This is a genomic window from Ruegeria sp. CDSC021 (genome assembly GCF_059610845.1).
The window spans coordinates 23345-47012 of sequence record NZ_JBXWOK010000005.1 but is presented as its reverse complement, the minus strand read 5'-3'; the positions used below and the strand labels follow the sequence as shown (position 1 = coordinate 47012).

At 57.0% G+C, this 23668-nt stretch carries 20 protein-coding genes and 1 pseudogene; 8 read left to right on the top strand and 13 right to left on the bottom strand.

The window, feature by feature from the left end:
• Nucleotides 1–49: 49 nt before the first annotated feature.
• The 3 genes from AC2FGB_RS09945 to AC2FGB_RS09935 form a co-directional block, all read right to left on the bottom strand.
• Nucleotides 50–814, bottom strand: coding sequence for a hypothetical protein (locus AC2FGB_RS09945; protein ID WP_496693949.1), 765 nt, complete (start codon nucleotides 812–814; stop codon nucleotides 50–52).
• Between the two features lie 64 nt (nucleotides 815–878).
• Nucleotides 879–1232 carry a hypothetical protein gene (locus tag AC2FGB_RS09940; RefSeq protein ID WP_142635000.1) on the bottom strand — a complete coding sequence of 118 codons (354 nt, stop codon included), beginning with the start codon at nucleotides 1230–1232 and terminating at the stop codon, nucleotides 879–881.
• A 772-nt stretch (nucleotides 1233–2004) separates the two neighbouring features.
• Nucleotides 2005–2646, bottom strand: coding sequence for a cysteine hydrolase family protein (locus AC2FGB_RS09935; protein ID WP_496689720.1), 642 nt, complete (start codon nucleotides 2644–2646; stop codon nucleotides 2005–2007).
• Nucleotides 2647–2791: 145 nt separating this feature from the next.
• Between AC2FGB_RS09935 and AC2FGB_RS09930 the strand changes: the two genes are divergently transcribed.
• The 8 genes and pseudogenes from AC2FGB_RS09930 to AC2FGB_RS09895 all read left to right on the top strand — a co-directional run bounded on the left by AC2FGB_RS09930 (nucleotide 2792) and on the right by AC2FGB_RS09895 (nucleotide 11119).
• Nucleotides 2792–3640 (top strand): MurR/RpiR family transcriptional regulator, encoded by an 849-nt coding sequence (locus tag AC2FGB_RS09930; RefSeq protein ID WP_496693950.1) that lies wholly within the window; start codon nucleotides 2792–2794, stop codon nucleotides 3638–3640.
• Nucleotides 3637–4941, top strand: coding sequence for a glutamine synthetase family protein (locus tag AC2FGB_RS09925; protein ID WP_496693951.1), 1305 nt, complete (start codon nucleotides 3637–3639; stop codon nucleotides 4939–4941). Before AC2FGB_RS09930 ends, AC2FGB_RS09925 begins: the two co-directional genes overlap by 4 nt.
• Nucleotides 4941–5710: pseudogene (locus AC2FGB_RS09920) on the top strand (Rossmann-fold NAD(P)-binding domain-containing protein). Before AC2FGB_RS09925 ends, AC2FGB_RS09920 begins: the two are co-directional and overlap by 1 nt.
• A complete protein-coding gene (locus tag AC2FGB_RS09915) occupies nucleotides 5707–6477 on the top strand; it encodes an N-formylglutamate amidohydrolase (RefSeq protein WP_496693952.1) in 771 nt (256 codons plus the stop codon). The pseudogene AC2FGB_RS09920 and the gene AC2FGB_RS09915 overlap by 4 nt, the downstream one beginning before the upstream one ends.
• A complete protein-coding gene (locus AC2FGB_RS09910) occupies nucleotides 6474–8354 on the top strand; it encodes a branched-chain amino acid ABC transporter ATP-binding protein/permease (protein ID WP_496689717.1) in 1881 nt (626 codons plus the stop codon). The genes AC2FGB_RS09915 and AC2FGB_RS09910 overlap by 4 nt, the downstream gene beginning before the upstream one ends.
• On the top strand, nucleotides 8351–9502 hold the full coding sequence (locus tag AC2FGB_RS09905) for an ABC transporter substrate-binding protein (RefSeq protein ID WP_142635012.1): 1152 nt from the start codon (nucleotides 8351–8353) through the stop codon (nucleotides 9500–9502). Before AC2FGB_RS09910 ends, AC2FGB_RS09905 begins: the two co-directional genes overlap by 4 nt.
• Before the next feature lie 12 nt (nucleotides 9503–9514).
• The gene (locus tag AC2FGB_RS09900; protein ID WP_142635014.1) at nucleotides 9515–10228 is read left to right on the top strand and encodes an ABC transporter ATP-binding protein; all 714 of its coding nucleotides are present in this window, start codon (nucleotides 9515–9517) and stop codon (nucleotides 10226–10228) included.
• Between the two features lie 3 nt (nucleotides 10229–10231).
• Nucleotides 10232–11119: a branched-chain amino acid ABC transporter permease gene (locus tag AC2FGB_RS09895; protein WP_142635016.1), complete on the top strand. Its 888-nt coding sequence runs from the start codon at nucleotides 10232–10234 to the stop codon at nucleotides 11117–11119.
• 329 nt (nucleotides 11120–11448) lie between these two features.
• Here the strand turns inward: AC2FGB_RS09895 and AC2FGB_RS09890 are convergent, their stop codons facing one another.
• From AC2FGB_RS09890 to murB, 10 genes are all read right to left on the bottom strand, one after another.
• Nucleotides 11449–13134, bottom strand: coding sequence for a chloride channel protein (locus tag AC2FGB_RS09890; protein ID WP_281972772.1), 1686 nt, complete (start codon nucleotides 13132–13134; stop codon nucleotides 11449–11451).
• Between the two features lie 81 nt (nucleotides 13135–13215).
• On the bottom strand, nucleotides 13216–14865 hold the full coding sequence (recN, locus tag AC2FGB_RS09885) for a DNA repair protein RecN (protein ID WP_496689716.1): 1650 nt from the start codon (nucleotides 14863–14865) through the stop codon (nucleotides 13216–13218).
• A 35-nt stretch (nucleotides 14866–14900) separates the two neighbouring features.
• Complete coding sequence (locus AC2FGB_RS09880) at nucleotides 14901–15743, bottom strand: outer membrane protein assembly factor BamD (RefSeq protein ID WP_142635022.1); 843 nt, start codon at nucleotides 15741–15743, stop codon at nucleotides 14901–14903.
• Nucleotides 15744–15869: 126 nt separating this feature from the next.
• Nucleotides 15870–16790, bottom strand: coding sequence for a UDP-3-O-acyl-N-acetylglucosamine deacetylase (lpxC, locus tag AC2FGB_RS09875; protein WP_496693953.1), 921 nt, complete (start codon nucleotides 16788–16790; stop codon nucleotides 15870–15872).
• A 212-nt stretch (nucleotides 16791–17002) separates the two neighbouring features.
• Complete coding sequence (gene ftsZ, locus AC2FGB_RS09870; RefSeq protein ID WP_282027540.1) at nucleotides 17003–18610, bottom strand: cell division protein FtsZ; 1608 nt, start codon at nucleotides 18608–18610, stop codon at nucleotides 17003–17005.
• A 348-nt stretch (nucleotides 18611–18958) separates the two neighbouring features.
• On the bottom strand, nucleotides 18959–19372 hold the full coding sequence (locus tag AC2FGB_RS09865) for a hypothetical protein (RefSeq protein ID WP_271950279.1): 414 nt from the start codon (nucleotides 19370–19372) through the stop codon (nucleotides 18959–18961).
• Complete coding sequence (ftsA, locus tag AC2FGB_RS09860) at nucleotides 19359–20693, bottom strand: cell division protein FtsA (protein WP_281972769.1); 1335 nt, start codon at nucleotides 20691–20693, stop codon at nucleotides 19359–19361. The genes AC2FGB_RS09865 and ftsA overlap by 14 nt, the downstream gene beginning before the upstream one ends.
• Nucleotides 20694–20701: 8 nt before the next feature.
• Entirely contained in the window at nucleotides 20702–21697 is a 996-nt protein-coding gene (locus tag AC2FGB_RS09855; protein WP_142635027.1) for a cell division protein FtsQ/DivIB, read from the bottom strand.
• Entirely contained in the window at nucleotides 21685–22605 is a 921-nt protein-coding gene (locus AC2FGB_RS09850; protein WP_496689715.1) for a D-alanine--D-alanine ligase, read from the bottom strand. The genes AC2FGB_RS09855 and AC2FGB_RS09850 overlap by 13 nt, the downstream gene beginning before the upstream one ends.
• 104 nt (nucleotides 22606–22709) lie before the next feature.
• On the bottom strand, nucleotides 22710–23636 hold the full coding sequence (murB, locus tag AC2FGB_RS09845) for a UDP-N-acetylmuramate dehydrogenase (RefSeq protein ID WP_142635030.1): 927 nt from the start codon (nucleotides 23634–23636) through the stop codon (nucleotides 22710–22712).
• Nucleotides 23637–23668 lie beyond the last annotated feature (32 nt).

The following is a 23668-nucleotide window of genomic DNA, read 5'->3' as shown; positions in this document are numbered from 1 at the left end:
CACGGTCGTCACCATCGGATACCAAAGTCGAAATAGTCGCGCCGCGCGCTCAGTTATCGAGAACGCACAGACCTTTAGATGACTTGAAATTCTTGTTGCAGTTCCAACGGTTTCCGGACCTGTCAAGATGGGCATTCGCAGGAAGCTCTATTGTTTCGCATTTCACACCTGAGGTCGCGTATCCCCGCTCGCACTTCCATCCCGTGCCGTACGTTGCATCGTCCAAGTAGGCATGTTCAGGGATCATGACGGCCGCGCACGTGCCATCCTGTACAAAATATCCACGTTCACATGTCCAGGGTTGGCCGTATCCTGATGAATTCAAATACGCGTTGGCCGGGACCACAATGGCGACGCAACGGTCGTCCAATGCTTCGAACCCACGTTTGCATTCCCACGCGGGTCCATAGGTCGTATCAGCCAGATAAGCGTTTGCGGGTACGACAATTTCTTGGCACGTATCGTCGATTTTGAGAAAACCGCGCGAGCAATGCCAGCGTTCACCTGATGAATCAAGGAATCCGCCATCGGGTACAATCACCGCAACACAGGTCGCTTCATCGTTCTCGCGAAAACCATGAAGACATTCCCAACCTAAACCATAGGTACGGTTGGTCGGATAGGCATTTTCTGGCACTACGACAGCTGCGCAGACGTCGCCACTCAACCTATACCCGGCGTTGCATTTCCAACCGTCACCGTAACTTGTTGCAGTGGCATTTTCTGGCACCGATTGCGATGTAGATTGAGCGAAGGCAGGCATCGAAAATAAAAGCAAAGCACAGAGTGTAAACCCAATCAGCACCGCACTCATCTGAATGCCTAGTGACAGATTTGCGCGCCAAGTCGTCCGAAAGAGTTGCGGCATTGCCTTTGCCTTATGATCCATCCAGCTCAAGCCCCGCGATACAGGCATCTGCGAGGTCGCGGCTTGGCGAATCTGACCCCGGCAGTGTTGCCCAACCTGTATCCATCATGGCCTTGCGGCGGTTAAAGCCAGAGGCCTCTTGCAGTGTTTCGATTATTTCTTCGCGCTTGGGGTCAGCGGTTGACCTATTCAGGCAGACCGGCACCATCGCAAGCGTTACTTCTTCGCTAGCATGGTCTTTCGCCAACTCTTGAGCGCTGCCGCTGGTTGTCCATCCGCCCCAGGTAAAGCCAAGGATTGAGACCGCAACCGCACCACACAAAGCACCGTAGATGCCTGGTTTCGTCCATTCTGGAAATGTCATTTTAGATCCTCTGGCGGAGAAAGCGCCGCCTCGCTGTTTTATGTCTTTCTGCGCAATCTTAATCTTGCGCCCAGGTCATTCTCAGGACGCGATGGTCGATAGGCGCAGTTCTTGCCTATCGGAAGCTCATTTGATCAACGGTTGCGTTGTGGTTTATTGGCAAGCCATCGGTGCGTCTGATCACCACAAACGGATCAACTAACATCACAAGCGATGTGGTCGTGCGCGATAACATCGGCAACTTTCCCAAACATCAAATCCAAGTAGAGGACGTGACAGCTGAATTTTCATGATGGAAGAACTTAGTTCACTCTAGCAGGCGATACGCCTAGGCTGCAGAAAACCAGAACTTTAGTGTTTCCTATGTAACCACTTGGAGCCGCAATTACAACGCTCGTGGCCCTACCGCTGTTCCCAAGGCCCCGATACCGATCAAAAAAATGGTTTCAACCTGGCATTTACTTTGTGTATCGGCAAATCCGTGACCACTTATGTAGCCTTTTTACTATGTCACTCTGAAACTGGCATTCGCTGCATCAAGGAAAACATGTGGTGAGGGCAGATAATGCTTGGACGTTTTACCGAAAAGTGTGGGTTTGTCTCTGATCTCACATGCTGTTTTGAGTGTGGCTCGCCAAACATTTCTGAGCGATTTTTTGGATGATGACAGGTTGAACTGACGCGCAGGGGAAAATCGGAATTTGGCGAGAAAACGGGTGTGGGTAACGCCTGAGACGCGCCGTCAAACGGATCGGCTGGGCGCCTCACCGACCTAGCCACGACCGATTTCGTCAAGCAATTCGGCTGTCGTCACCTGACGGCAGTAGCCTTTGATCGTTTGCAGGGAATTGTCGTGACGCTCTTGCGTGTAGGTCATGCAGGCATCCGTTACTTGGGTGACCAGATAGCCCAGATCACAGGCATCGCGAATTGCGCTTTCGACGCATTGATCGGTCACGATCCCTGCCAGCACCAATTGCTTTATGCCGAGATTGCGCAACACGTAATCTATGTGGGTCGAGACAAAGACTGAGGACGAAGATTTTGGAAACACGATCTCATCATCGGCTGGTGCCAGTTCGTCGATCACCTTGCCGTCCCAGGATCCTTTGGGCACGTTGAAGCCCGTGATTTTGTAATCCAGAGATCTGTCGCGCCCGTCTTTGGTCAGACTTTCAATCGTTGTGTAAAGAACCTCGATTCCCGCCGCGCGAAATCCCTTTTGCAAGGCTTGCATATTAGGTACGATACGGGATTTCAGCTGCTCAAAAAACCAGCCAAACTTTGCGTCAAACTCGGCATTTGTCAGCCCTTCGAATTCGGCACCATCCCTGTGGGCTGCAAAGTTCTGCACGTCAATAAACAGCAATCCCGATTGGTCATATTCTAGTGGAAGATCGCGGGTCAATTCCATGTCTGTCTCTGCTTTCAAATGTTTGCCCAAGAGGTCTAATTTTATGAATGAGGGCGATCATGACGTCCATACTAAAAGAAAATAAAATTCCAAAGTCAATTCAATTTAGATTGACAGAAAATATTTTTCCATCACCATATAACGCATGTTGATCAGAGACCGCATCGAGAACGCAGCCGATATGCTAACCAGCGGAGAGCGCAAACTTGCTGCAGCTATCCTGTCGGATTACCCATTTGCTGGCCTTTCCTCGATCCAGGAGCTGGCAAAACACGCCGAGGTGTCACCGCCTTCAATCTCACGGTTTGTTACCAAGATTGGACTTGATGGATATCAGGATTTCCAACGTGATCTTATCGCGGAATTGAAAGAAGGGCACCGCTCGCCGGTTCAACTCCACCAGGCGGAACGGCCCGTTCATGGGGGATATCTGAAGGACTTTATTTCCAAATCGGCCAGCCAGATGGCCATGGCGGCTGATGCTATCACCGAAGATCAGTTTAACCAGATCTGCACCCTTCTGACCAACCCGAAACGCAGCGTTTACGTGCTGGGTGGCCGGATCAGCGATACGATCGCCAAGCATCTTTCGTTCCACCTGCGTCAGATCCGCAAGGATGTGTTTCATCTGCCTGATACGCCTGAAGGCTGGCCAGAATATCTGTTGCGGATGCGGCCCGGGGATATCCTTTATGCTGTTGATTTTCGCCGTTACCAACCGGCGCTGGAGCAGCTGTCGCTTGTTGCCTCACGCGATCGGAATGCCCGTGTGATCCTGATGACGGACAAATGGATTTCACCGATTGCCAAACACGCCCATGAGGTCATGCCGGTGCCAATTGATAGCGGCACCTTGTGGGATACTTACTCGGCGGCACTCTCGGTGACCGAGGCCATCGTGACGCGGATTGCCGAGGACAACTGGGAACAGACCCGAGACCGCATCAAGGCCTGGGATGCTTTGCGCTTTACTCAAGAGGAAAATGAAAAATGACCCTGCCGCTAATTTTTGCTGCCATATCCGATGTTGCCGGAAAGGTGCGCGGCAAAGCCTTTCCCGCTGATCAGTTGGAAAAACGGCTGGTGCGGGGGGTCGGCTGGACCCCTACCAATGTGCAGATCACCTGTTTCGACATAATCGCTGACAGCCCGTTCGGCGCACTAGGTGATTTGCTTTTGATTCCCGATGCAAACGCAGAGGCCCGGGCGACATTTGGAGATGTGACCGAGCATTTCCTGATGGGCGATGTCGTCACGCTTGACGGGGATCCTTGGGCCTTTTGTACGCGCGCTATCCTCAAATCCGCGCTGAAGCGCCTGCATGATGTGGCGGGCGTTCATCTGATCTCGGCGTTCGAGCACGAGTTTCAACTGAAAAGCCCACCGGCGGTGGAAAACCAGGGATACGGACGCGAAGGGTTCGAGATTCAGCGGAAGCTTTGCGAAGTGCTGATGGCGACACTCGCCGAAAACGGGCTCGAGCCAGACAGTATCATGAAGGAATTCGGCCCCAATCAATACGAGGTCGTTATCGGCCCTGCCAAAGGTGTGCGCTCGGCAGATGCGGCAGTAGTCCTGCGCGAGCTTACTCGCTCGGCAGCGCGTCACCTGGGTGAGGCTGCAACCTTTACGCCAATCCGCGATGTGGCGAGCGTCGGCAATGGCGTTCATATCCACATGAGCTTTGTCGACGATGCCGGCGAGCCGGTCACATTTGATGCAAGCGGCCCCTGCGGGATGTCCAGACTTACTGATGGGTTCGCTGCTGGCGTGCTAAAATACCTGCCTAACATTTTAGCGCTGACGGCACCGTCTGTCGTGTCATACGAACGCCTTACTCCGCACCGGTGGTCGGCTGCGTATAACAATCTCGGGTTCCGAGACCGCGAGGCCTCGTTAAGGGTCTGCCCTGTGACGGCAAAGGACCCCGCTTCAATCGCCAGACAATTCAACATTGAATACCGCGCGGCGGATGCAGCGGCGTCGCCTTACCTGGCTTTGGCCGCTGTTGTACATGCTGGTGTTCAGGGGATCGAAGATGGGCTGAAAGCGCCTGCGCCGACCGAGGAAGACCTGTCGCTTCTGTCAGCGGATGATCTCACGGCGCGTGGTTTTGTGCGCCTGCCCGAAACGCTTGAGGCCGCCCTTGAGGCGTTTCAGGCGGATACGACCGTCACCAGTTGGTTCGGACCAGATTTCGCGAGCGTCTACGCCGCCCATAAGGCTGCAGAAATCGACGCGGTAAAAGACATGGACACAGCACAGAAATGCGCCGCGTACGAAGGAACATACTGATGAGCGCGCCCTCTGACAGAGCATTGGTTCCATTTGTCAGCGTCGAAAACATGCGGTCCCTGGTCCATAAGCATGGCCTACGGGACTGCCTTGCAGGATTGGCCAATATGATCAAAGCCGATTTCAAACGCTGGCCGGTATTTGACAAGACACCGCGCGTGGCGTCCCATTCTAAGGTCGGTGTGATTGAACTGATGCCAACCTATGATGGTGTGGATCACACCTTCAAGTCCATGAACGGACACCGATCGAACACCAAGGTCGGCCTGCAAACCCTAACCGTCGTTGGTGTGCTGGCCTCTGTTGATACCGGCTATCGACGACTCATTTCTGAAATGACCCTTCTAACGGCGCTTCGCACGGTGGCAATATCGGCGATGGTGACGCGTATACTGGCCCCCAAATCAGCTAAAACCGCTGCGAGTATCGGCAACGGGATATTCTGATGCGCAATGACATTTCTGTAGAGTACCCAAAACAGACGCGCATTGAGGGCGATATCCAGCAACTCGACCCGGATCACGCGGTCAACGAACTGTGGCAGGTTCTAACCGGTTCTAAAAAGGGACGAACCTACGACGATCAGATCACGGTTTTTGATGGTGTTGGCTTTGTGGTCGAGGATTTCTCGGCCACACGCTGGCTGCACCAAAAAGCGACTGACGGCGCCCCAAGCGAAATGCTGGATCTGGTTGCCGACCCGCACGACCCCAAGGATCTGCTCGGTATAATAAGACGATGCACACACCGTGCGGTCCAAGCTGCATGAATTTGTGTACTGATACCTTATTGGGGCCGAACGATCCTGCGCCGATTGACGTCGTTAATGCAGATAGCACGTCGGAGATCGTGCTGCTGTGTGAGCATGCAGGCAATGCGGTCCCCGAGATGCTTGGAGATTTGGGCGTCCCCCGCGACGTCATTGAAAGCCACCGCGGCTGGGACATTGGTGCCCAGAATGTAGCGCGCCAGTTGGCTGAACAGTTGAACGCGCCTCTCGTCATCCAAAATTACTCACGGCTGGTATTTGACTGTAACCGTCCCCCTGACAGCCCCTTGGCGGTCCCTGCGATCAGCGACCAGGTTGAGGTGCCGGGGAACAGCGCGATCACCGAATTGAGCCGGGCCATGCGTGTCGATGAAATCTTTCGACCTATGGATGCAGAGTTGAATCGGCTCTTTGCCAACCGTCCGCGTCGTGCCGCGTTTTCGATCCATTCCTTTACACCGCATCTCGATGGCAAGGACCGGCCTTGGCAGGCAGGCTTTTTAAGCCGCGGAACAGGCGGTGCTGCCAAAGCATTGATGGCACATATCGCGCAGCGCCGCCCTGACATGACCTTTGCGTTGAACAAGCCCTATCAGATCGAAACTGAGGGCGATTGGTTTATTCCAGCGCATGCAGAACCCCGTGAGCTTGTGCATTGCCTGATTGAAATTCGAAACGATCAAATCCGCGAACAATCGCAAGTCGGGCTGTGGGCGGATCTGCTGGCAGACGCAATCGTTACAGCGGTAGGGGACATTCCCTCATGAGCATCGCCCCCCTTCATACACATCCCGGACGCTTGCGGGCGTCCAACTTGCTCCGGACGGCGGCGGCGGTTGCTGTGCTGCTGGCTGTGGTGCTTGGGCTGACGTTGATTTTTGGACGCACTGGCGAGCGGATTGCTGTACAGATGTGTGTCAATGTGGTCGCTGTAGTGGCCCTTGCGATTTATTGCGGCAACACGGGCATTGTGTCTTTCGGGCATGGCGCGTTTTTGGCGCTAGGCGCTTATCTGTCAGGCATTCTCACCATGCCTGCTGCTCTTCAACGTTCTGCCCTGCCGGATCTTCCGTCATTTCTGGCAGGCCATGAAGTAACGATCTGGGTGTCGCTGCCGGTGGTCGCCCTTGCGGGACTTGCCTTTGCAGCCCTAACCGGAAGCGCCATCGCTCGGCTTGTGGGTGCGTCTGCCACGATTGCCACGCTTGGCCTGCTGATCATCGCCCATGGCGTGGCCATCGCCGCACGCGAGATCACACGCGGCAGCCAGACGTTTTACGGTGTGCCAAGGGTGACAGATCTGGTTCTGGCCCTCGGCGCGGCCACGGTCGCAATCCTGCTGGCCCGTTGGTATCGCGAAAGCCGTTTGGGCCTGTTTTCCCGCGCGGCCCGTGACGATGAGGATGCCGCAACAGCACTTGGCATCAATGCCCGACGCACAAGATTCATCGCTTGGTGTGCCTCTGGTACCATGGCGACAGTCGCGGGTGCACTTTACGGGCATATGCTGGGGGCATTTTCACCCGCATCCTTCTACCTTGGGCTCGTCTTTGCGCAGGTGGTCATGATGATTGTCGGTGGAATGTCATCGGTTGGCGGCGCAGTGGTCGGGGTGATCGCGGTGACGCTGCTGCAGGACACTGTGCGCCAGTTCGAAGGCGGCTCAACTGTGCTTGGCGTCACCTTGCCCGAGGTCTTTGGCCTGACGACGATTGTCCTGGGGCTTGCCATCCTGCTGGTGATCTGGGCGCGACCTCAGGGTCTGGTCGGAGGCTTTGAACTTGGCCCTGGCGCCGATGCAAACCTGCTCGGGCGCCTGAAGTCCCGAGTAACTCCTGCGCGCACGCCCGAGCCCGTCGTCCCAGCCACGCTGAAAGCATCAAACCTGTCAAAAAGTTTCGCAGGCGTCAAAGCCGTAAGAGACGTCAGTTTCGAAGCTCCGACTGGGCGCATCACTGGCCTGATTGGCCCCAACGGTGCTGGCAAGTCCACGCTTGTTAACTTGCTGACACGCGCCTATCAGGCGGACACCGGTTCTGCGCATATGGGCGAGGTTGATCTGACCCGTGTCTCGCATCACAAAGTGCCAGGCTTTGGTGTCTCGCGTAGCTTCCAGAACTTGCGCCTGTTCAGCGGTCTGACAGCCTACGAAAATGTTCTTGTTGCCGCTTTGGCCGCAGGTCACGACCGCAAGACTGCCGCGGCTATCACCCTGCGTGAACTGGATGCCTTTGATCTTGGGGAAGTCGCCGGGTATCGCGCCGACAGCCTGCCATATGGTGCCCGCAAGCGCCTGGAAATCGCCCGCGCTTTGGCACAAGACCCGAAGATTCTTTTACTGGATGAACCGGCCGCTGGCATGAATCCCGGCGAAACAGATGACCTGGCTGATCGGCTGATTAAGGTCGGCAAAACACGCGGCATCGGTGTCCTTCTGATCGATCATGACCTGAGGTTCGTGAACCGCCTGTCGGACTGGATCGTGGTGATGCACCAAGGTGGCGTCATCGCGCAAGGCACGCCTGAAGACGTGCGCGCAAATCCCAAAGTCATCGAGGCTTACATCGGCAAAGGGCGCACAGCCCAAAAAGCAGAAATTAGCGAAACCAACCGAAGTCAACCAACAGAGGTAGCAATAAAATGATACGTAATGCCCTTCTTCTTTCAACAGCAGTTATCACCGGCCTGGCTGGAACAGCGATGGCTGAGAGTTATAAAATCGGCGTAATGTCCGCGCAATCGGGCTATCTGGCCCCCTATGATGGACCCGCCTATGCCGGGTTCCAGTTCTGCATTGACGAAATGAACGCCAAGGGGGGCCTGAACGGCACAACACCGGTTGAGCTGATCGTGCGCGACACCCGGTCTGACATCGCCGAAGGCGTTAAAGTCGTACAGGAAATGATCGATGACGGCGCGCAGTTCATCGTGGCGTCAGCCGATGCCGATCCGACAATCGCCGCGGCCCAGATCACAGCGGCTGACAGCATCCCAACAATGACCTTTGCCGGAACAGCCCCGGTTCTGACGCAAGTCGGTGAACATGTCTTTGGCAGTTACCCTGCGGACAACCAACAGGCCGCCGTACTGGCAGGCCACGCACGCGAGCAAGGGTTCGAACGTGTCTGGCTCGTGAAATCCCCAGACAGTGCCTACACATTGGGTGGGCCCGAGTACTTTGGCGAGGCCTTCACATCGCTTGGTGGTGCCGTTGTCGGGGAAAGCAACTATTCGCTGAACCAGCCGGACTTTTCTGCCATCGTGACGACCATCAAGAATGCGGATACCACCCCGGATGTGATCGTCACATGGGCTTGGGAGCCTGATTTCCCGGCCTTCATCCGTGCGCTGCGCGGTGCCGGGGTTGATACCCAGGTGATGGGAGGTGACGTACTCGATTCACCAACCGTACGCGGCCTTGGTGATGTCGTCACAGGCGTAGCGCATACATCTGGTGGCTTCCCAGACGAAGGCTCTGCCTATGCCGATTTCATCGCTCGGTTCTCTGCTGCAAAGGGGATCACGCCTGACAACAATTACTACGTCAATGGCTGCGATATTGCGCATATGATCGAGGATGCTGTCGCAGCGGCTGGCACGACAGACCCTGCTGCCGTGACTGCCGCAATGGCCGGCATTGAGAATGGTGAGGGTATCATGTCCAACTTCACTTTCGCGGGGACCGACCGGATGCCTCTGCGTGATGTTGTGGTCGCGCGGATTACCGATGCAGGCGAAAAAGAGTTTGTCCTGCGCACCTCAGCTGATCCCGCAATCCTGCCACAGCCGTAAGGTCTGAACCCAATGGAAACAGCACTCGATATCCAAGGCTTGCACGTCCGCTATGGCCCAATCCGCGCGGTTCAGGGCATTGACCTGATCGTCCCCAAAGGCGGCATAACGGCGCTTTTAGGGGCCAATGGCGCAGGCAAGACAACGACGGTCATGGCCATCGCAGGTGCTTTGCCCGTGGTATCGGGCGCTGTTTCCCTTTTTGGCAAGGATATGACAGGGGCCAAACCCGACGCCATTGTGCGGGCGGGTGTGGCCATCTCACCGGAAGGACGCCGCGTGTTTGCGCAGCTGACGGTCGAAGAAAATCTTTTGCTGGCCGGATCAATTCTGGGCGACGAGAAGCTCAGCGCCAAACGTTTGGCCGAGATGAAAGAGCGTTTCCCGATCCTGGGCGAACGCCGCCGTCAGATGGCGGGGCTTTTGTCGGGGGGCGAACAACAGATGCTGGCGGTGGGACGTGCCTTGATGAGCGGACCGCGCTTGCTGTTGCTGGACGAACCGTCGCTTGGTCTTGCGCCGCAGGTCGTGGATCAGATTTTCGACATCGTAGAAGAATTGAAAGCCGACGGTATTTCAGTGCTTCTGGTCGAGCAAAACGCGGCTCTTGCCCTGGACATTGCCGATCATGCCGTGGTGCTGGCGAATGGCGCTGTTGCCGCTGCCGGTGCACCATCGGAACTAGCAAATGACGCGGTCTTGCAATCCGCATATCTGGCGGCTTGAGCGATGGAAGTTCTTCTTCAACAAATGATCAACGCGCTTAGCCTTGGGGGAATTTATGCGATGCTGGCCCTGGGGCTGGCGATTGTGTTCTCTATTGTGCGGTTGATCAATTTCGCGCATGGCGAAATCATGACTTTTGGGGGCTATGGCATCTTTCTGGCCATGAGCTTTGGCCTGCCGCCGATCGCCGCTCTTGTTGTCGGGCTTGGCGCTTCTGTGTTCATGGCCATGGCAATGGAGCGTACAGCGTTTCGCGCCATGCGCGGCGCGGATGTCGTTGCACTTTTGATCACATCTTTCGCTGTGTCCGAGATCCTCAAAGTTCTGTTCCAGAACGGAATTTCCGCCAGACCCGTCCCGATCTCTTTTCCAGCGTCATGGTCTGGCACTTATCATATCGGCCAGACGACATTTGGCATTATCCCGACCGTATCAATCATAGTAACATTTTCAGCCCTTGCAGGCCTGACATTCGTGTTGCGGCGCACAACGATTGGCATGGCCATGCGCGCCGCTGCCGAAGATATCGAGATGCTCAAACTGCTGGGTATCAAGGCCAACCGGGTCGTTGCTGTGGCTTTTGCCCTGTCAGGGCTACTTGCGGGTATTGCCGCTGTCATCTGGACGGCACAACGCGGGTCAGTGGATCCACTGATGGGATTTTTCCCCGTTCTCAAGGCCTTCATTGCGACCGTACTTGGAGGTTTGGGCAGCTTGGGCGGCGCTGTCCTTGGTGGGTTCATCGTCGGCGGGCTGGAGGTTCTGCTACAGGCTTTCTTGCCAGACAGTCTGGCCCCATACCGGGACGCAATGGTTCTGGCCTCAGTCATCTTGCTGCTGCTGTTGCGCCCGGATGGCCTCCTTCCAGCGGCGAATGCCAACAGATCGTAAGGAGCGGTGTTGGCGCAAAGTTCATCACTCGCTCGGATTGTTGCCCTCAGAGCGCGATGACAGACAAAGAGTGTACAAATCCGATTCTGAGGAAATTGAATCTAACTTCCAAAATCAGACATTGGCGCAGCCGCAGCGGAATTGGGCTGTGCCACACTGCCGTTCTTTGACCAGATACCGACAAAAGTCCGCAATAGAATCGTACACATGAGCCTCGGGATTTCGACTGGCCACGCCCGGCAGGTGCAGATCCAAAGATCGTATCGCGTCAATGCCTCGCCTGTTTCAAGGAACAAGATGGACAAAGACCAATGTTACAGGGGCCCCTGTTATGAATGTTCTTCTGCAGCTGTGGCCGCCAACGCGCGGTTATAGGCCTTTAGCGCATCAATATGGTAGAGCGTACCGACTGGCGTCTCAGCTCCGTCATCACCGCTCACAACAACCGGTATGCAGAGGATTTCGTCTCGGTCGAAGAACGGCATCGCCGCCTCAAGCGTAGCGCTTGCCTGAACAAAAAGACCCTGATCAATCAAAACCTGTGCTTCTTCCCGGGTGATTGAACGTGCATCGCCAAGCGGTCGCATCACTGCGCCTGCGCGCAACATTGCCAGAAGATAGGCCTGTGGCCCCGCGGCCAGATGCACATTGCGCCGTTCCAGTTGTGTCAGGAAGAAGGATCGATCCACGAGGCGCGAAGCCAGCGCCGTGGACATTGAAACCGACACCATCACCGCCAGACCGATCTGCCAATCTCCGGTCAGTTCAAAGACAATCATCGTGGTCGAAATCGGGGCACCAAGCACGGCAGCGGCCACCGCGCCCATCCCGGCAAATGCGTAGAGGGTATGGGTACCCGATACATCGGGCAGCAAACCCGTTGCAATCAACCCGAATGCCAACCCGGTTAACGCACCTATCATCAGCGAGGGTGAAAACACACCGCCACCCATACGTCCCCCCATCGTGATCGCAACAGCCACAGTTTTGATGATTGCGAACAGGATGGCGGTTGTCAGAACCAAATCTCCGGCCAGAGCCCGGATCGTGGTTTCGTATCCAACGCCGATGATGTGGGGAAACCAGATCGCGATCAGTCCCAACATTGCGCCTGATACAGCAGGACGCAGCCATCCGGGCAAGGACAGCCGGCTTTGAATGTGATTGCCAATATCTTCTGCAAAGAAGATCGACCGCATCAGAAGCAAGGCCACCAACCCGCAGATCAACCCAAGGATCAGAAACGCGGGCAGCTCGACATAGAATTGCAGGGATCCGGGGGTATCTAGCGTGAATTCGGTCACGTCGCCGTATTCCAGCCGGTTAATCACCGTCCCGGCGACCGAAGCGATAACGATGGGCGCAAAAGCATGCACCGCGAAATGGCGCAGCACCACCTCAAGCGCGAACAAAGCACCGGCAATGGGTGAGTTGAAACTGGCCGAAACTGCCGCCGCCACCGCACATCCCAGCAAATCACGCCCGGTAATTCCGTCGGCATGGATACGATTACTGACCCAGGTCGAGATCACGCCTGCCATATGCACAACCGGCCCTTCTCGACCCGTAGATCCACCTGTGCTGAGCGTAATCAGCGAGGAGAAAAAAGACGCGATACCCGCCTTGCCTTCGACCCGACCATCGGTGAGGGCAGCGCCTTCGATTACATCGGCAACTGAACGCACGCGCCCGTCATCGGTATACCGGTGCAGGATGATGCCAACGATAAGACCGCCGATGATCGGTGTGATCAGGATCAGGAACCACGGCAGCTTTTCCACATGGCTGTGCAGTAACGAGATATCCCCGGTGTCGTAGACATAGGCCTGCAATGCCTGAATTGCCTTACGAAATCCCAATGCCATAAAGCCTGCGGCAATCCCAATCGCCAGCGCGATGAACCAGAACTGAATTTGGCTGGGCCCGCGCCTGCGCATCACCCGCCACGCGTCCTTCATCGCGGCCAGAGCCTGATTGAGCTGGTTGCGCAGAACGGTGCGGGTTGACTGGGTCATTTGCCCTCGGGGGATCAGGATACACCCCTTACTAAGCCACGGAGGGCACGGATAAAAGCCGGATCGCGCGTCTGTGAGGGCCTATGCGTCCAGAAGAGCACGGGCAGCGGCACGCGCTTCGTCCGTGATCGTGTCACCGGCGACCATCCTGGCAATTTCGTCCACCCGGTCGGCTTGGGCCAATGGAACCACGGTCGACAGGGTTTGCCCGTCGGTCACATGTTTCTGAACACGCCAATGATAGGCGGCACGGGCGGCGACCTGCGGCGAATGCGTCACAACCAACACCTGCCCCCCCTGCGCGAGCGCAGCCAGACGCCTGCCAACAGCATCCGCGGTCGCGCCGCCAACACCCCTGTCGATCTCATCAAAGATCATCGTGCGCGCGCTGTCATCGCCGGTCAGACAGACCTTGAGCGCCAGCAAGAAGCGGCTCAGTTCACCGCCCGAGGCGATTTTGTTTAACGGTCCAGACGGTGCACCGGGGTTGGTGGCAACGGAGAACGCCACAGCATCCGCACCTTCGGGGCCGGGATCGGACGGGGTGATCTCGGTCTGGAACACAGCGCGTTCCATTTTCAGCGGTGCAAGCTCGGCCATCACAGCGGTGTCAAGTTCACCCGCTGCCCGTTGGCGCAGGCTGCTGAGTGCCTCCGCAGCCTTGTGATAAACTGCCTGCGCAGTCTCAACCGCAACGCGCCTGTCGGCCAGATCAGCGTCACCAGCATCCAAACGGTTCAGCCGCTCACGCAAAGTCTCCGCGAACCCGCCCAAGTCGTCCGGGGCAACGTCATGCTTTCGGGCCAACGCACGAATGGCGAAAAGCCGTTCCTCGACTGCTTCCAGTTCAACCGGATTGAAGTCCAGCGCCTGAAGACTGGCATTAACGCCATCTTGCGCCTCGCCCAATTCGACCAGTGCACGCCCCAGTGCGGCAACAGGCTCTTCCAACTGCCCGCCTGCATTATCGGACACGCCTTCCAGCCAGCGCAGAGCATCAGACATCGCGCCCTCAGCCCCATCACTGCCAAGCAAGTCATAGGCACGGGCGACGTCATCGCGAATCCGCTCTGCCCCCTGCATCATGCGGCGCCTTGCATCCAGTTCGGCATCCTCGCCGGGCTGCGGATCAAGCTTATCAAGCTCAGTGACCGCATGGCGCAGAAATTCTTCCTCTGCCCGCATGGCAGCCAAGGCAGATTCGACCTCAGACAAAAGCTTGCGCGCACGCGACATCTCGGACCATGCAGAGCGCACAGTGGCCAGTTGCCCCCCTGCCCCGGCAAAATCATCCAGCATCGCGCGGTGGCCACGTGGGTTCAGCAGGCCGCGATCATCGTGCTGGCCATGCAGTTCCACCAGGGTTTCCGACAAGGCCCGCAGCACCTCGCCCGAGCAACGCCGGTCATTGACCCACGCGGTTTTCCGGCCCTCGGCTGTGTTCACGCGGCGCAAGATCAGCTCTTCACCTCCGGGCAATCCGGCTTCGGCCAAAATCGCATGTGCGGGGTGGTTTTCGTGCAGCTCGAACTCGGCCACAACTTCACCCTGAGCGGCCCCCTGACGCACCAGCTCGGCCCGCCCGCGCCAGCCCAGAACGAACCCAAGCGAATCCAGTAGGATCGACTTGCCCGCGCCGGTCTCGCCGGTCAACGCGTTCAATCCCGGCTGGAACGTCAGTTCCAACCGGTCGATGATCAGCATATCGCGGATATCAAGGGCGCGCAGCATCGGGTCTCAGCGTCCCACGCCTTTAGCCATGGCGATTACAACCACTGACCTTTGACGGTCTGGCGATAAATCGTGCTGAGCCAGTTGTTGCCGCGGCTTTTGAGTTTCAGCCCGCGAGAGGTCAGCAGCTTATAGCCAGCGTCATACCATTCCGAGGATTGGTAGTTGTAACCCAGAATTGCACCGGCCGATTGCGCCTCATCCACCAGACCCAACGAGAGATAGGCCTCGATCAGGCGATAGAGCGCTTCAGCGGTATGCGAAGTTGTCTGAAAATCCTCTACCACAACACGGAACCGGTTGATCGCGGCAGTATAGTGATCCTGACGCAGATAATAACGTCCGATCTCCATTTCTTTGCCAGCCAGATGGTCAAAGGCCAGATCGAATTTCAACACGGCGGAGGTGGCATATTCGCTGTCCGGATAGACTTCGATCACCGTGCGCAATGACTGAAGCGCCTGGAACGTCAGGCCCTGATCGCGGCCCACCTCGTCAATCTGGTCATAATAGCTGAGTGCCAACAGATATTGGGCATAGGCCGCATCTTCGTCGGTTGGATAGAAATCTATATAGCGCTGTGCCGCTGCACGGCTTTCTTCGTAATTCTCATCTGCATGGTACGAAAACGCCTGCATGATCAGCGCGCGCTTTGCCCAGTCAGAGTAAGGGTAAAGACGTTCAACCTCAGAGAAGTACCACGCCGCATCGTCGGAACGATTCTCCGACAGCTCAAATTCCCCACGCGTGAAAATCTGTTCGGGGGTGAACCCTTCTAGGTTCTGATTGCGGTCAGCGCCCCCGCTGTTGCACGCTGTCAAAACTGCTGTCAGAAGTACCGCCCCTGCGAATCTGACCGCCGCTTTGGTGCCTATCATTCCGCCAATCCTTGTCGTCTTGCTTAATGGGAATACCCCGGTTTGGGCCTTGGTCTAGCACATAAAATTCCAGTGCAAAACGCCTTAGTAGGCCCTTTGGCGGATTTGTCAGCAGAGTGGAACCAATCAGGCGACTTCGGGGATTTCGTCCCAGACCAGACCCTGTCCGGGCAGACGCGCGGCCTGTTCGGGGGTACACAGGATCGGACGCACAGCACCGGGTGTTTCAAACAGCTTGCGCAGCAGCGTGTTTGTCATTGCATGACCAGACTTGTCGCCGGTGAAATGACCCAGAATCGGTCCACCCGCCAAATACAAATCCCCCAGAGCATCTAGCATCTTGTGACGCACCGCCTCGTCCGCGTGGCGAAGGCCACCCGGGGTCAGAACTTCGTCGCCCTGAACGACCACAGCATTTTCAAGCGTGCCGCCAAGAGCCAAGCCGTTCTCGCGCATTGCTTCGACGTCGGTACGACGGCAGAATGTCCGGCAATCACTAAGCTCGCGTGCAAAAGAGCCATTGCACATATCCAGCGTCTTAGTCTGACGACCAATGGCGCTGTCTTCAAAATCGATATGAAAATCGATAATCAAACCGTCCGCAGGCGCAATCGAAGCACTGGCACCCTCTCGGGTTGCGGTCACAGGTTTAAGAACTTCATAGGCCAGGACCGGGCTTGCCTGACGACGCACGCCTTTCAACATGATGCCACGAACGAATTCAATCGAAGACCCGTCCATGATCGGCACCTCGGGGCCATCAATCTCGATCAGCGCATTGTGGACACCGCATCCAGCCAAAGCTGCCATGATATGCTCGACGGTGGAAACCGTAACGCGCGCTTCATTGACCAGTCGGGTACAAAGCGGGGTACGATCGACCACATCGTAGATTGCAGGGATCAACGCATTGCCCAGCTCGATATCCGTCCGTTTGAACCAGATGCCGTGGCCAGCAGCAGCCGGCTTCAGGATCATCGTCGCAGGCTTACCGCTGTGCAGCCCGAGGCCTGTAAACGTGATCGAAGATTTGAGCGTATGTTGCAAGTGTGACCTCGGTGAGTGGCGTCCGACCTGTGATGGCCGTGTTGGCATTCAACTAAGGAAGCAGGTCAAAAGGCTCAACTCACTCTTTGCAACCGAATGAAACATGAATGTGACAGGTCGGCAAAACCCTGCTCACATAGGGATAATGCACTGTTTTAAAATAAGAAAGGGCCGCCAAATGGCAGCCCCTCTTTAGTATATTGTTACCGCGATCAGTTGGCTTGACGGCGAAGGAAGGCCGGTATTTCGATCCGATCCTGCTCCGGGTCGTCCTCGACATGTGCAGGTGCCGTAGCGTCAGATTGGCGCAAGACCGGCTGCTGGCGGGCCGGTTGCTGCGCCGGAGTATCGGCTGCGTGGCCGGTCATGCGATCAATCAGGCGGTTAAAACCAAACCGCGGGCGGTCGGCATCCCCATGACTATCGGAGACCTCCTGCGGCCGAGGCGCAGGATGACCTCTTTCAGCCGGAGGTACATTCTGGACGGCTGCCTGCAAGCGCCTCAGCGCTTCAGGTGATGGCGATCCTGCGGGTGCTTGCGGCTGAGGTGCAACAAAGCTTTCTGGGGCGTATTCGACCGGCTCGGGAGTCGGCTCGAATTCGGCCACGCGCGGCTGATAAGCCGGGGGTGGCAGGCCGTCATCATCCTGTTCTGCGCGCGGTTGGAACTGCGGTTCCATCGGCTCTTCAGTTGTTTCAAACAGCGAAGGTTCACGCGTTGGTTCGGGCTGAGGTTCAGGTTCGGCGCTTGCCGCCACTGACATTTCTTCCAGGGCCGCTTCCTCTGCAGAAACCGAACGGGTCAGCGGTGCCGACATCGAACGACGCGCGACAGGCACATCATCCTGCTTTTCGCTGGCGTCGATACCTGTTGCCACAACCGAAACGCGCATGCCGCCTTCCATTGCGGTATCCAGCGTGGAGCCGACGATGATATTCGCCTCTGGGTCCACTTCCTCACGGATACGGTTTGCGGCTTCGTCCAGTTCGAACAGGGTCAGGTCGTGGCTGCCAGTGATGTTGATCAGAACGCCCTTGGCACCCTTGAGGCTGATTTCGTCCAACAGCGGGTTGGCGATGGCCTTCTCGGCGGCCTGTACGGCGCGATCTTCGCCGGTGGCTTCGCCCGTGCCCATCATCGCCTTGCCCATCTCGTCCATAACGGCGCGAACATCCGCGAAGTCGAGGTTGATCAGGCCCGGACGCACCATCAGGTCGGTCACGCCTTTGACACCCTGATACAGAACGTCATCCGCCATCGAAAACGCCTCGGTAAACGTGGTCTTTTCGTTGGCCAGACGGAACAGGTTCTGGTTTGGAATGATGATCAGCGTGTCGACAACGCGCTGCAAGGCTTCAACACCGTCTTCGGCCTGACGCATCCGCTTGGCGCCTTCGAACTGGAAAGGCTTGGTCACAACACCGACGGTCAAAACACCCAATTCACGCGCTGCCTGCGCGATGATCGGTGCGGCACCCGTGCCGGTGCCACCGCCCATACCGGCCGTGATGAAGCACATATGCGCGCCTGCCAGATGGTCTACAATCTGCTCGATGCTTTCTTCGGCCGCTGCCGCACCCACTGTCGGACGCGCGCCCGCACCCAGACCTTCGGTGACTTTCACGCCCAGTTGAACTCGTGACGAAGACTGGCTTTGCTGCAGCGCCTGGGCATCGGTGTTGGCAACGACAAAATCGACACCGTCCAACTGTTTTTCAATCATGTTGTTGACGGCGTTACCGCCCGCTCCGCCAACGCCAAAAACTGTAATCCGAGGCTTCAGCTCGTCGTGCCCGGGCATCGAAAGATTCAATGTCATGCTTCTGTCCGCCTGTTTATATAACCCGCCAACGCGGTGTTTTTCTTACCTATCCACTAACAATCCTACCGATCCAAACGGCAAACGTCACGCCAAAAATCGCGAAAATCCACAAAATATGGAGGAAATAAGGCACCTGAAAACAGTATTTGGCAGAGATTGCCAGATGTTGCGGAATTATCTCAAAGCACCACAAAACATGCGACGCTCGCGCCACGGTTGACGGGCGCGTCACTTGCAATTCATTTACATTCTGACTGCGGAAAACTGCTCAAGCCCTCTCGCAAGGCCTCTGACGGGCCCTGTGGATATCTTGCGGGATTTTGACAGCCCCTGCAAGATATTTCTTTAGCTAATTGGGGCACTTGGGCAGTTAAGACCCTTCTCAGAAATGTCCCTGACCTCTTGAATTTCTGTCCTAGAGAAACCGACCATTCGCACCATCAACTGGTCTTCATACAAAAACGGCCACCAGCAAACTGGCAGACCATCCTCGTCATCGTCGTACAGAAAGCAAATCTGCCCATTAGGAGTTGTAATTTTCCCGTACACACAACCCTTGCCCTCCATACGCCAGACCGAGAGAGTCGGGCTCAGGAACTCTTCGGTGCCGACCAGCATACCGCTGTCATAGACGTGAAACTTTACGGTCTTTCCTTGAACGGCCCCCAGGAAGGCTTCGGGTGTGATACGGGTCTGAGCCTCTATCGCTGACGGCACAGCCATGACCAGCGCCGCGATCGCGGCTTTACCAGTTGTCACGGAACCACCGCACAGCGCGCTTGAACGGGCGTGCGGAATAGGTGTCTACGGGGATTTCAAAATCCCACCATTCATCCTGTGGGTTGGCTGCAAACAGGCTTAGCCCCACAACCGAAGAGAACCCCGGCCCTGTGGCCGATTGCGGCAACCCATGGACCCGCAGCGGGCGACCAAGGCGAACACGCTGCCCCAGAATACGAGAGGCCAACCCGTCCAGCCCCATGATTTGGCTGCCGCCTCCGGTCAGGACGATCTGCTGGCTGGGCATGTGCTCAAAGCCAGCCGCATCCAGCCGTACACGCACTTCCTCCAGGATTTCTTCGACACGTGGACGCATGATACCTATCAACTCTGCCCGGCTGACGGTACGGCGGTCATGTTCCCAATCGCCGGTATCACCGCCAATGTCGATCAGGTCGCGGTCATCCGCGCCGGTCGCGTGAACGCCGCCATTGAATGTCTTGATCCGTTCGGCAACAGACGCCGGAACGCCCAGCCCCATCGAGATGTCACTGGTCACATGATCCCCACCCATGCGCACGCAATCGGCATAGATCATGTGTTTCTTCATGAATATTGACACGCTCGTGGTGCCACCGCCCATGTCGATACAGGCGGCACCCAGTTCCTGTTCATCCTCAACCAGCGCCGAAATACCCGAGACATAGGCCGAATTCGCGATACCGGCCAATTCGAGATCGCAACGCTTGATACAGCGCACGATATTCTGGATTGCAACCGCGTCCACGGTCAGCATGTGCATATCGACGGCCAGCGATTGCCCCATCTGACCCCTTGGGTCGATCAAGCCCGATCGGTTATCCAGCGCAAAATTCACCGGCTGAGCATGTAGGACTTCGCGGCCCGCACCATAGTCGGGTACGTCACAGGCATTGAGAACACGGCCGACTTCGGCCTCGGTTACCAGCTGACCTTCCAGATCCACCTGGGCATCCAAACCATAGGACCGCGGGTTTGCCCCCGAGAAACAGGCGATCACATGGTCGACACGGATATCTGCCATTTTCTGCGCGGCCTGAAGCGCGGTTCGAATGGCGCGCTCGGTCTCCTGCATCGCAGTGACTTCGCCAAATTGCACACCACGGGAACGCGTGGTCGCGGCACCGATCACCCGAAACCCGGATTGTCCGGCCAGAGACCCGATGCCACTGTCCTCGTGCAAACGTCCGGCGCCGTCGAACCGCAGCACAAGGCAGGAAATCTTAGAGCTCCCGACATCTAGAATAGCGACAACGCCGCGTTGCATCGCCTGCCTGCGCATTTGCCGCATGGCCCGTTGGGACTGATAAAGATCGGTCATCATTGTCGTTACTGCCCGCTACTCACATCTACTTTTGTATTCCACCAGTCTTCGCTGGCGGCTTTGGTCATTCGGATTGTCGGTCGCTGACCCAGGCGCATATCCACCACGGCCACATCGCGTTCCAGAAGATCCTGAACCTCGTTCACGGCCAACACGCGTTCCAATGCGCGCACTGGCCGTTCCGTCGGCAACATGATGCGCTGACCGCGATCCAGAACCAGATCCCAGCGACGTTCGCCAATTCGCACCAGACCGCGCACCCGATTGCCCAGACTGCTGGCTGTGGCCGTCAGTTGCAGCGCTTCGGGTACATAGGAATCCGCGCCCTCACCCGCGATCAGTGGCAAATTGGAGTGATCCTGCCGCGATGCGATGATTTCAACATGCGCGCCGGTTTCATCCAGCAATTCGACCCCTCGGCGGGTACGCCAGACAATGGCGGGCTGCCGTTCGACAACATCCACCTGCAGGATACCTCCTGGACGGATGCGCACAGAGGCTGATTTAACCGGATCCAATCCTGTGATCGTTTCGCGCATCTGTTCGACATCCAGGTCCCAGGAACTGATTGGGAAGTCCAGCGGCACCACTTCACGAATGTCTTCCGAAAGGTTGGTTCCCGCCCCATCAATCGCCATCAGGTTGACCATGAATTCTGGTCGCTGCTGGATCGAGATTTTCACATCATGGACATGAGCCACAATCGCTTCGCGCCGGTCCTGAGAGCTGAAATACCCGCCAAGCGCTGCACACACAGCGAAGACCGGCAGCCCGTATTTCAGGCCACGGCGAACACCAGGCGTCAACATCCAGCGCTGTAACCGATAGCTTAGGCGGGACGGCGCCGGATCAAACGCCGATGACTTACGCCCCCAAAGTCGCCGCAGGCGGAACTTGGGTTCTACATTGTTGCGGTCCCCCGAAGCGAAATCGGCATCCGGACCAGCAAGTGGCTTTGAGCGATGGATAACCGGCGCACGGGTGGCTGTCAGCGGTCGCATGATGCGTCCTCCACCATCCATGCGCAAAGCTGGCCGAAGGTTATCCCGCAATGCGCGCCCTGTTCCGGAGCCAGTGACGTCGGCGTCATTCCCGGCTGGGTGTTGGTTTCCAGAAGGAACAAGCCCTCTGCGCCCTTGCTGTCATCCCACCGAAAATCTGTGCGGCTGACGCCTTTGCAACCCAACAGATCATGCGCCTGTTTGGCAAAGCCCATACAAAGGTCAAAAATGTCCTGCGGGATTTCAGCAGGCAGCACATGCCACGACCCACCCGGCTTGTACTTGGCATCGTAATCGTACCAGCCATCCGTCATGATTTCTGTCACGGTCAAAGCGCGGTCGCCCATGACTGTGACGGTCAACTCGCGGCCAGCCACATATTGTTCGACCATTACCAGTTCGGGCATGTCGTCTGCCAGTTTCGGTGGAGTGTTGGCGCCTTCATGCACCAGATAAATGCCGACGCTGGAACCCTCGTTGTTGGGCTTGACCACATAGGGCGGTTCCATCGTGTGACGCGCGGCAACTTCGGATTTGGCCTCGATCACACTTTCGGCGACTGGCAGACCCGCGATACGGAACGCCGCTTTGCTGCGCTGCTTGTCCATGGCCAACGCCGATGCCAGCACACCGGAATGAGTATAGGGAATACGCAACCACTCCAGCAGACCCTGCACGCAGCCATCCTCGCCCCAGCGACCATGCAGAGCGTTGAAGACCACATCCGGCTTGATATCCAAAAGGCGCACATAGAGGTCCGGACCCGCGTCCAGTTCGACCACTTCAAAGCCTTCTCCCCTTAGGGCGGCCGCGCATTCGCGCCCAGAGCTGAGAGACACCTCACGTTCCGCCGAGGGTCCACCCATCAATACCGCCACTTTGGGGTTTGTCCTGCTCGAACTACCCACGTCGTGCGCCTCAAATTCTGCGGACCTTATGTGGTGGTCCGTCCTGCTTTATGCCTTTGATCCGTCGCCCTATTTTGCCTGTTTTGGGTCTGACGGTCGGAGCTTTAATCTGTCAGCGGATCACCGACCCGCATGATTTCCCACTCTAGCGTGATGCCGCTTGTTTCGTAAACCTTTTTTCGCACATCTTCGCCCAACCCTTCGAGGTCGGCAGCGGTGGCAGAGCCGGTGTTGATCAGAAAATTGGAATGCTTGGGGCTCATCTGCGCCCCGCCCCGCATCACGCCCCGCATTCCCGCGTCGTCGATCACCTTCCAGGCCTTGAGGTCATGCACATCATCCGCGCGACCGGTTGAGGAAAATCCCGCCGGATTGCGAAAGGTCGAGCCCGCGCTGCGATCTTTGGTCGGCTGGGTCTCATCCCGCTTTTTCAACTGCGAGTCCATGCGGGCATGCAGTTCATCAGGATCATCTAGGGGGCCTTCGAACGTGGCCGAGATCAGCACCGCACCCTCAGGCAGATCCGACTGACGATAGCGAAAATTCAGTTCTTCGGGCGTCAGATCGACGACCTGCCCTTGCCGCGTAATGATCGTCGCCTTGCACAGAACATCCGCCGTATAGCTGCCATAACATCCCGCATTCATCCGCACAGCGCCGCCAATCGACCCCGGAATGGTTCGCAAAAACGTCAGGTCCACGCCCGCATCAGCTGCCTTGCGCGCCACATGCGCATCCAGCGCTGCCGCGCCTGCGGTGACAATGTTGCCCTCAATCGAGATGCCATTAAATCCCCGGCCCAACCGGATCACTACGGCGCGCAGCCCACCGTCCCGGACGATCAGGTTTGAGCCGACGCCCATCGGGAAAACCGTGATATCGTCAGGCAAGTCGCGCAGAAACTGCTGCAGGTCTTCCTGGTCGGCGGGTTGAAAGAGGTAATCCGCCGGTCCTCCGACCCGCAACCAGGTCAGATCATTCAGCGGGCGGTTCTGGGTGAGCTTGCCGCGTGGCGAGGGAACAGAAGTCATGGCCGCTAATTCGCGGATTCGAACCGCCAAAG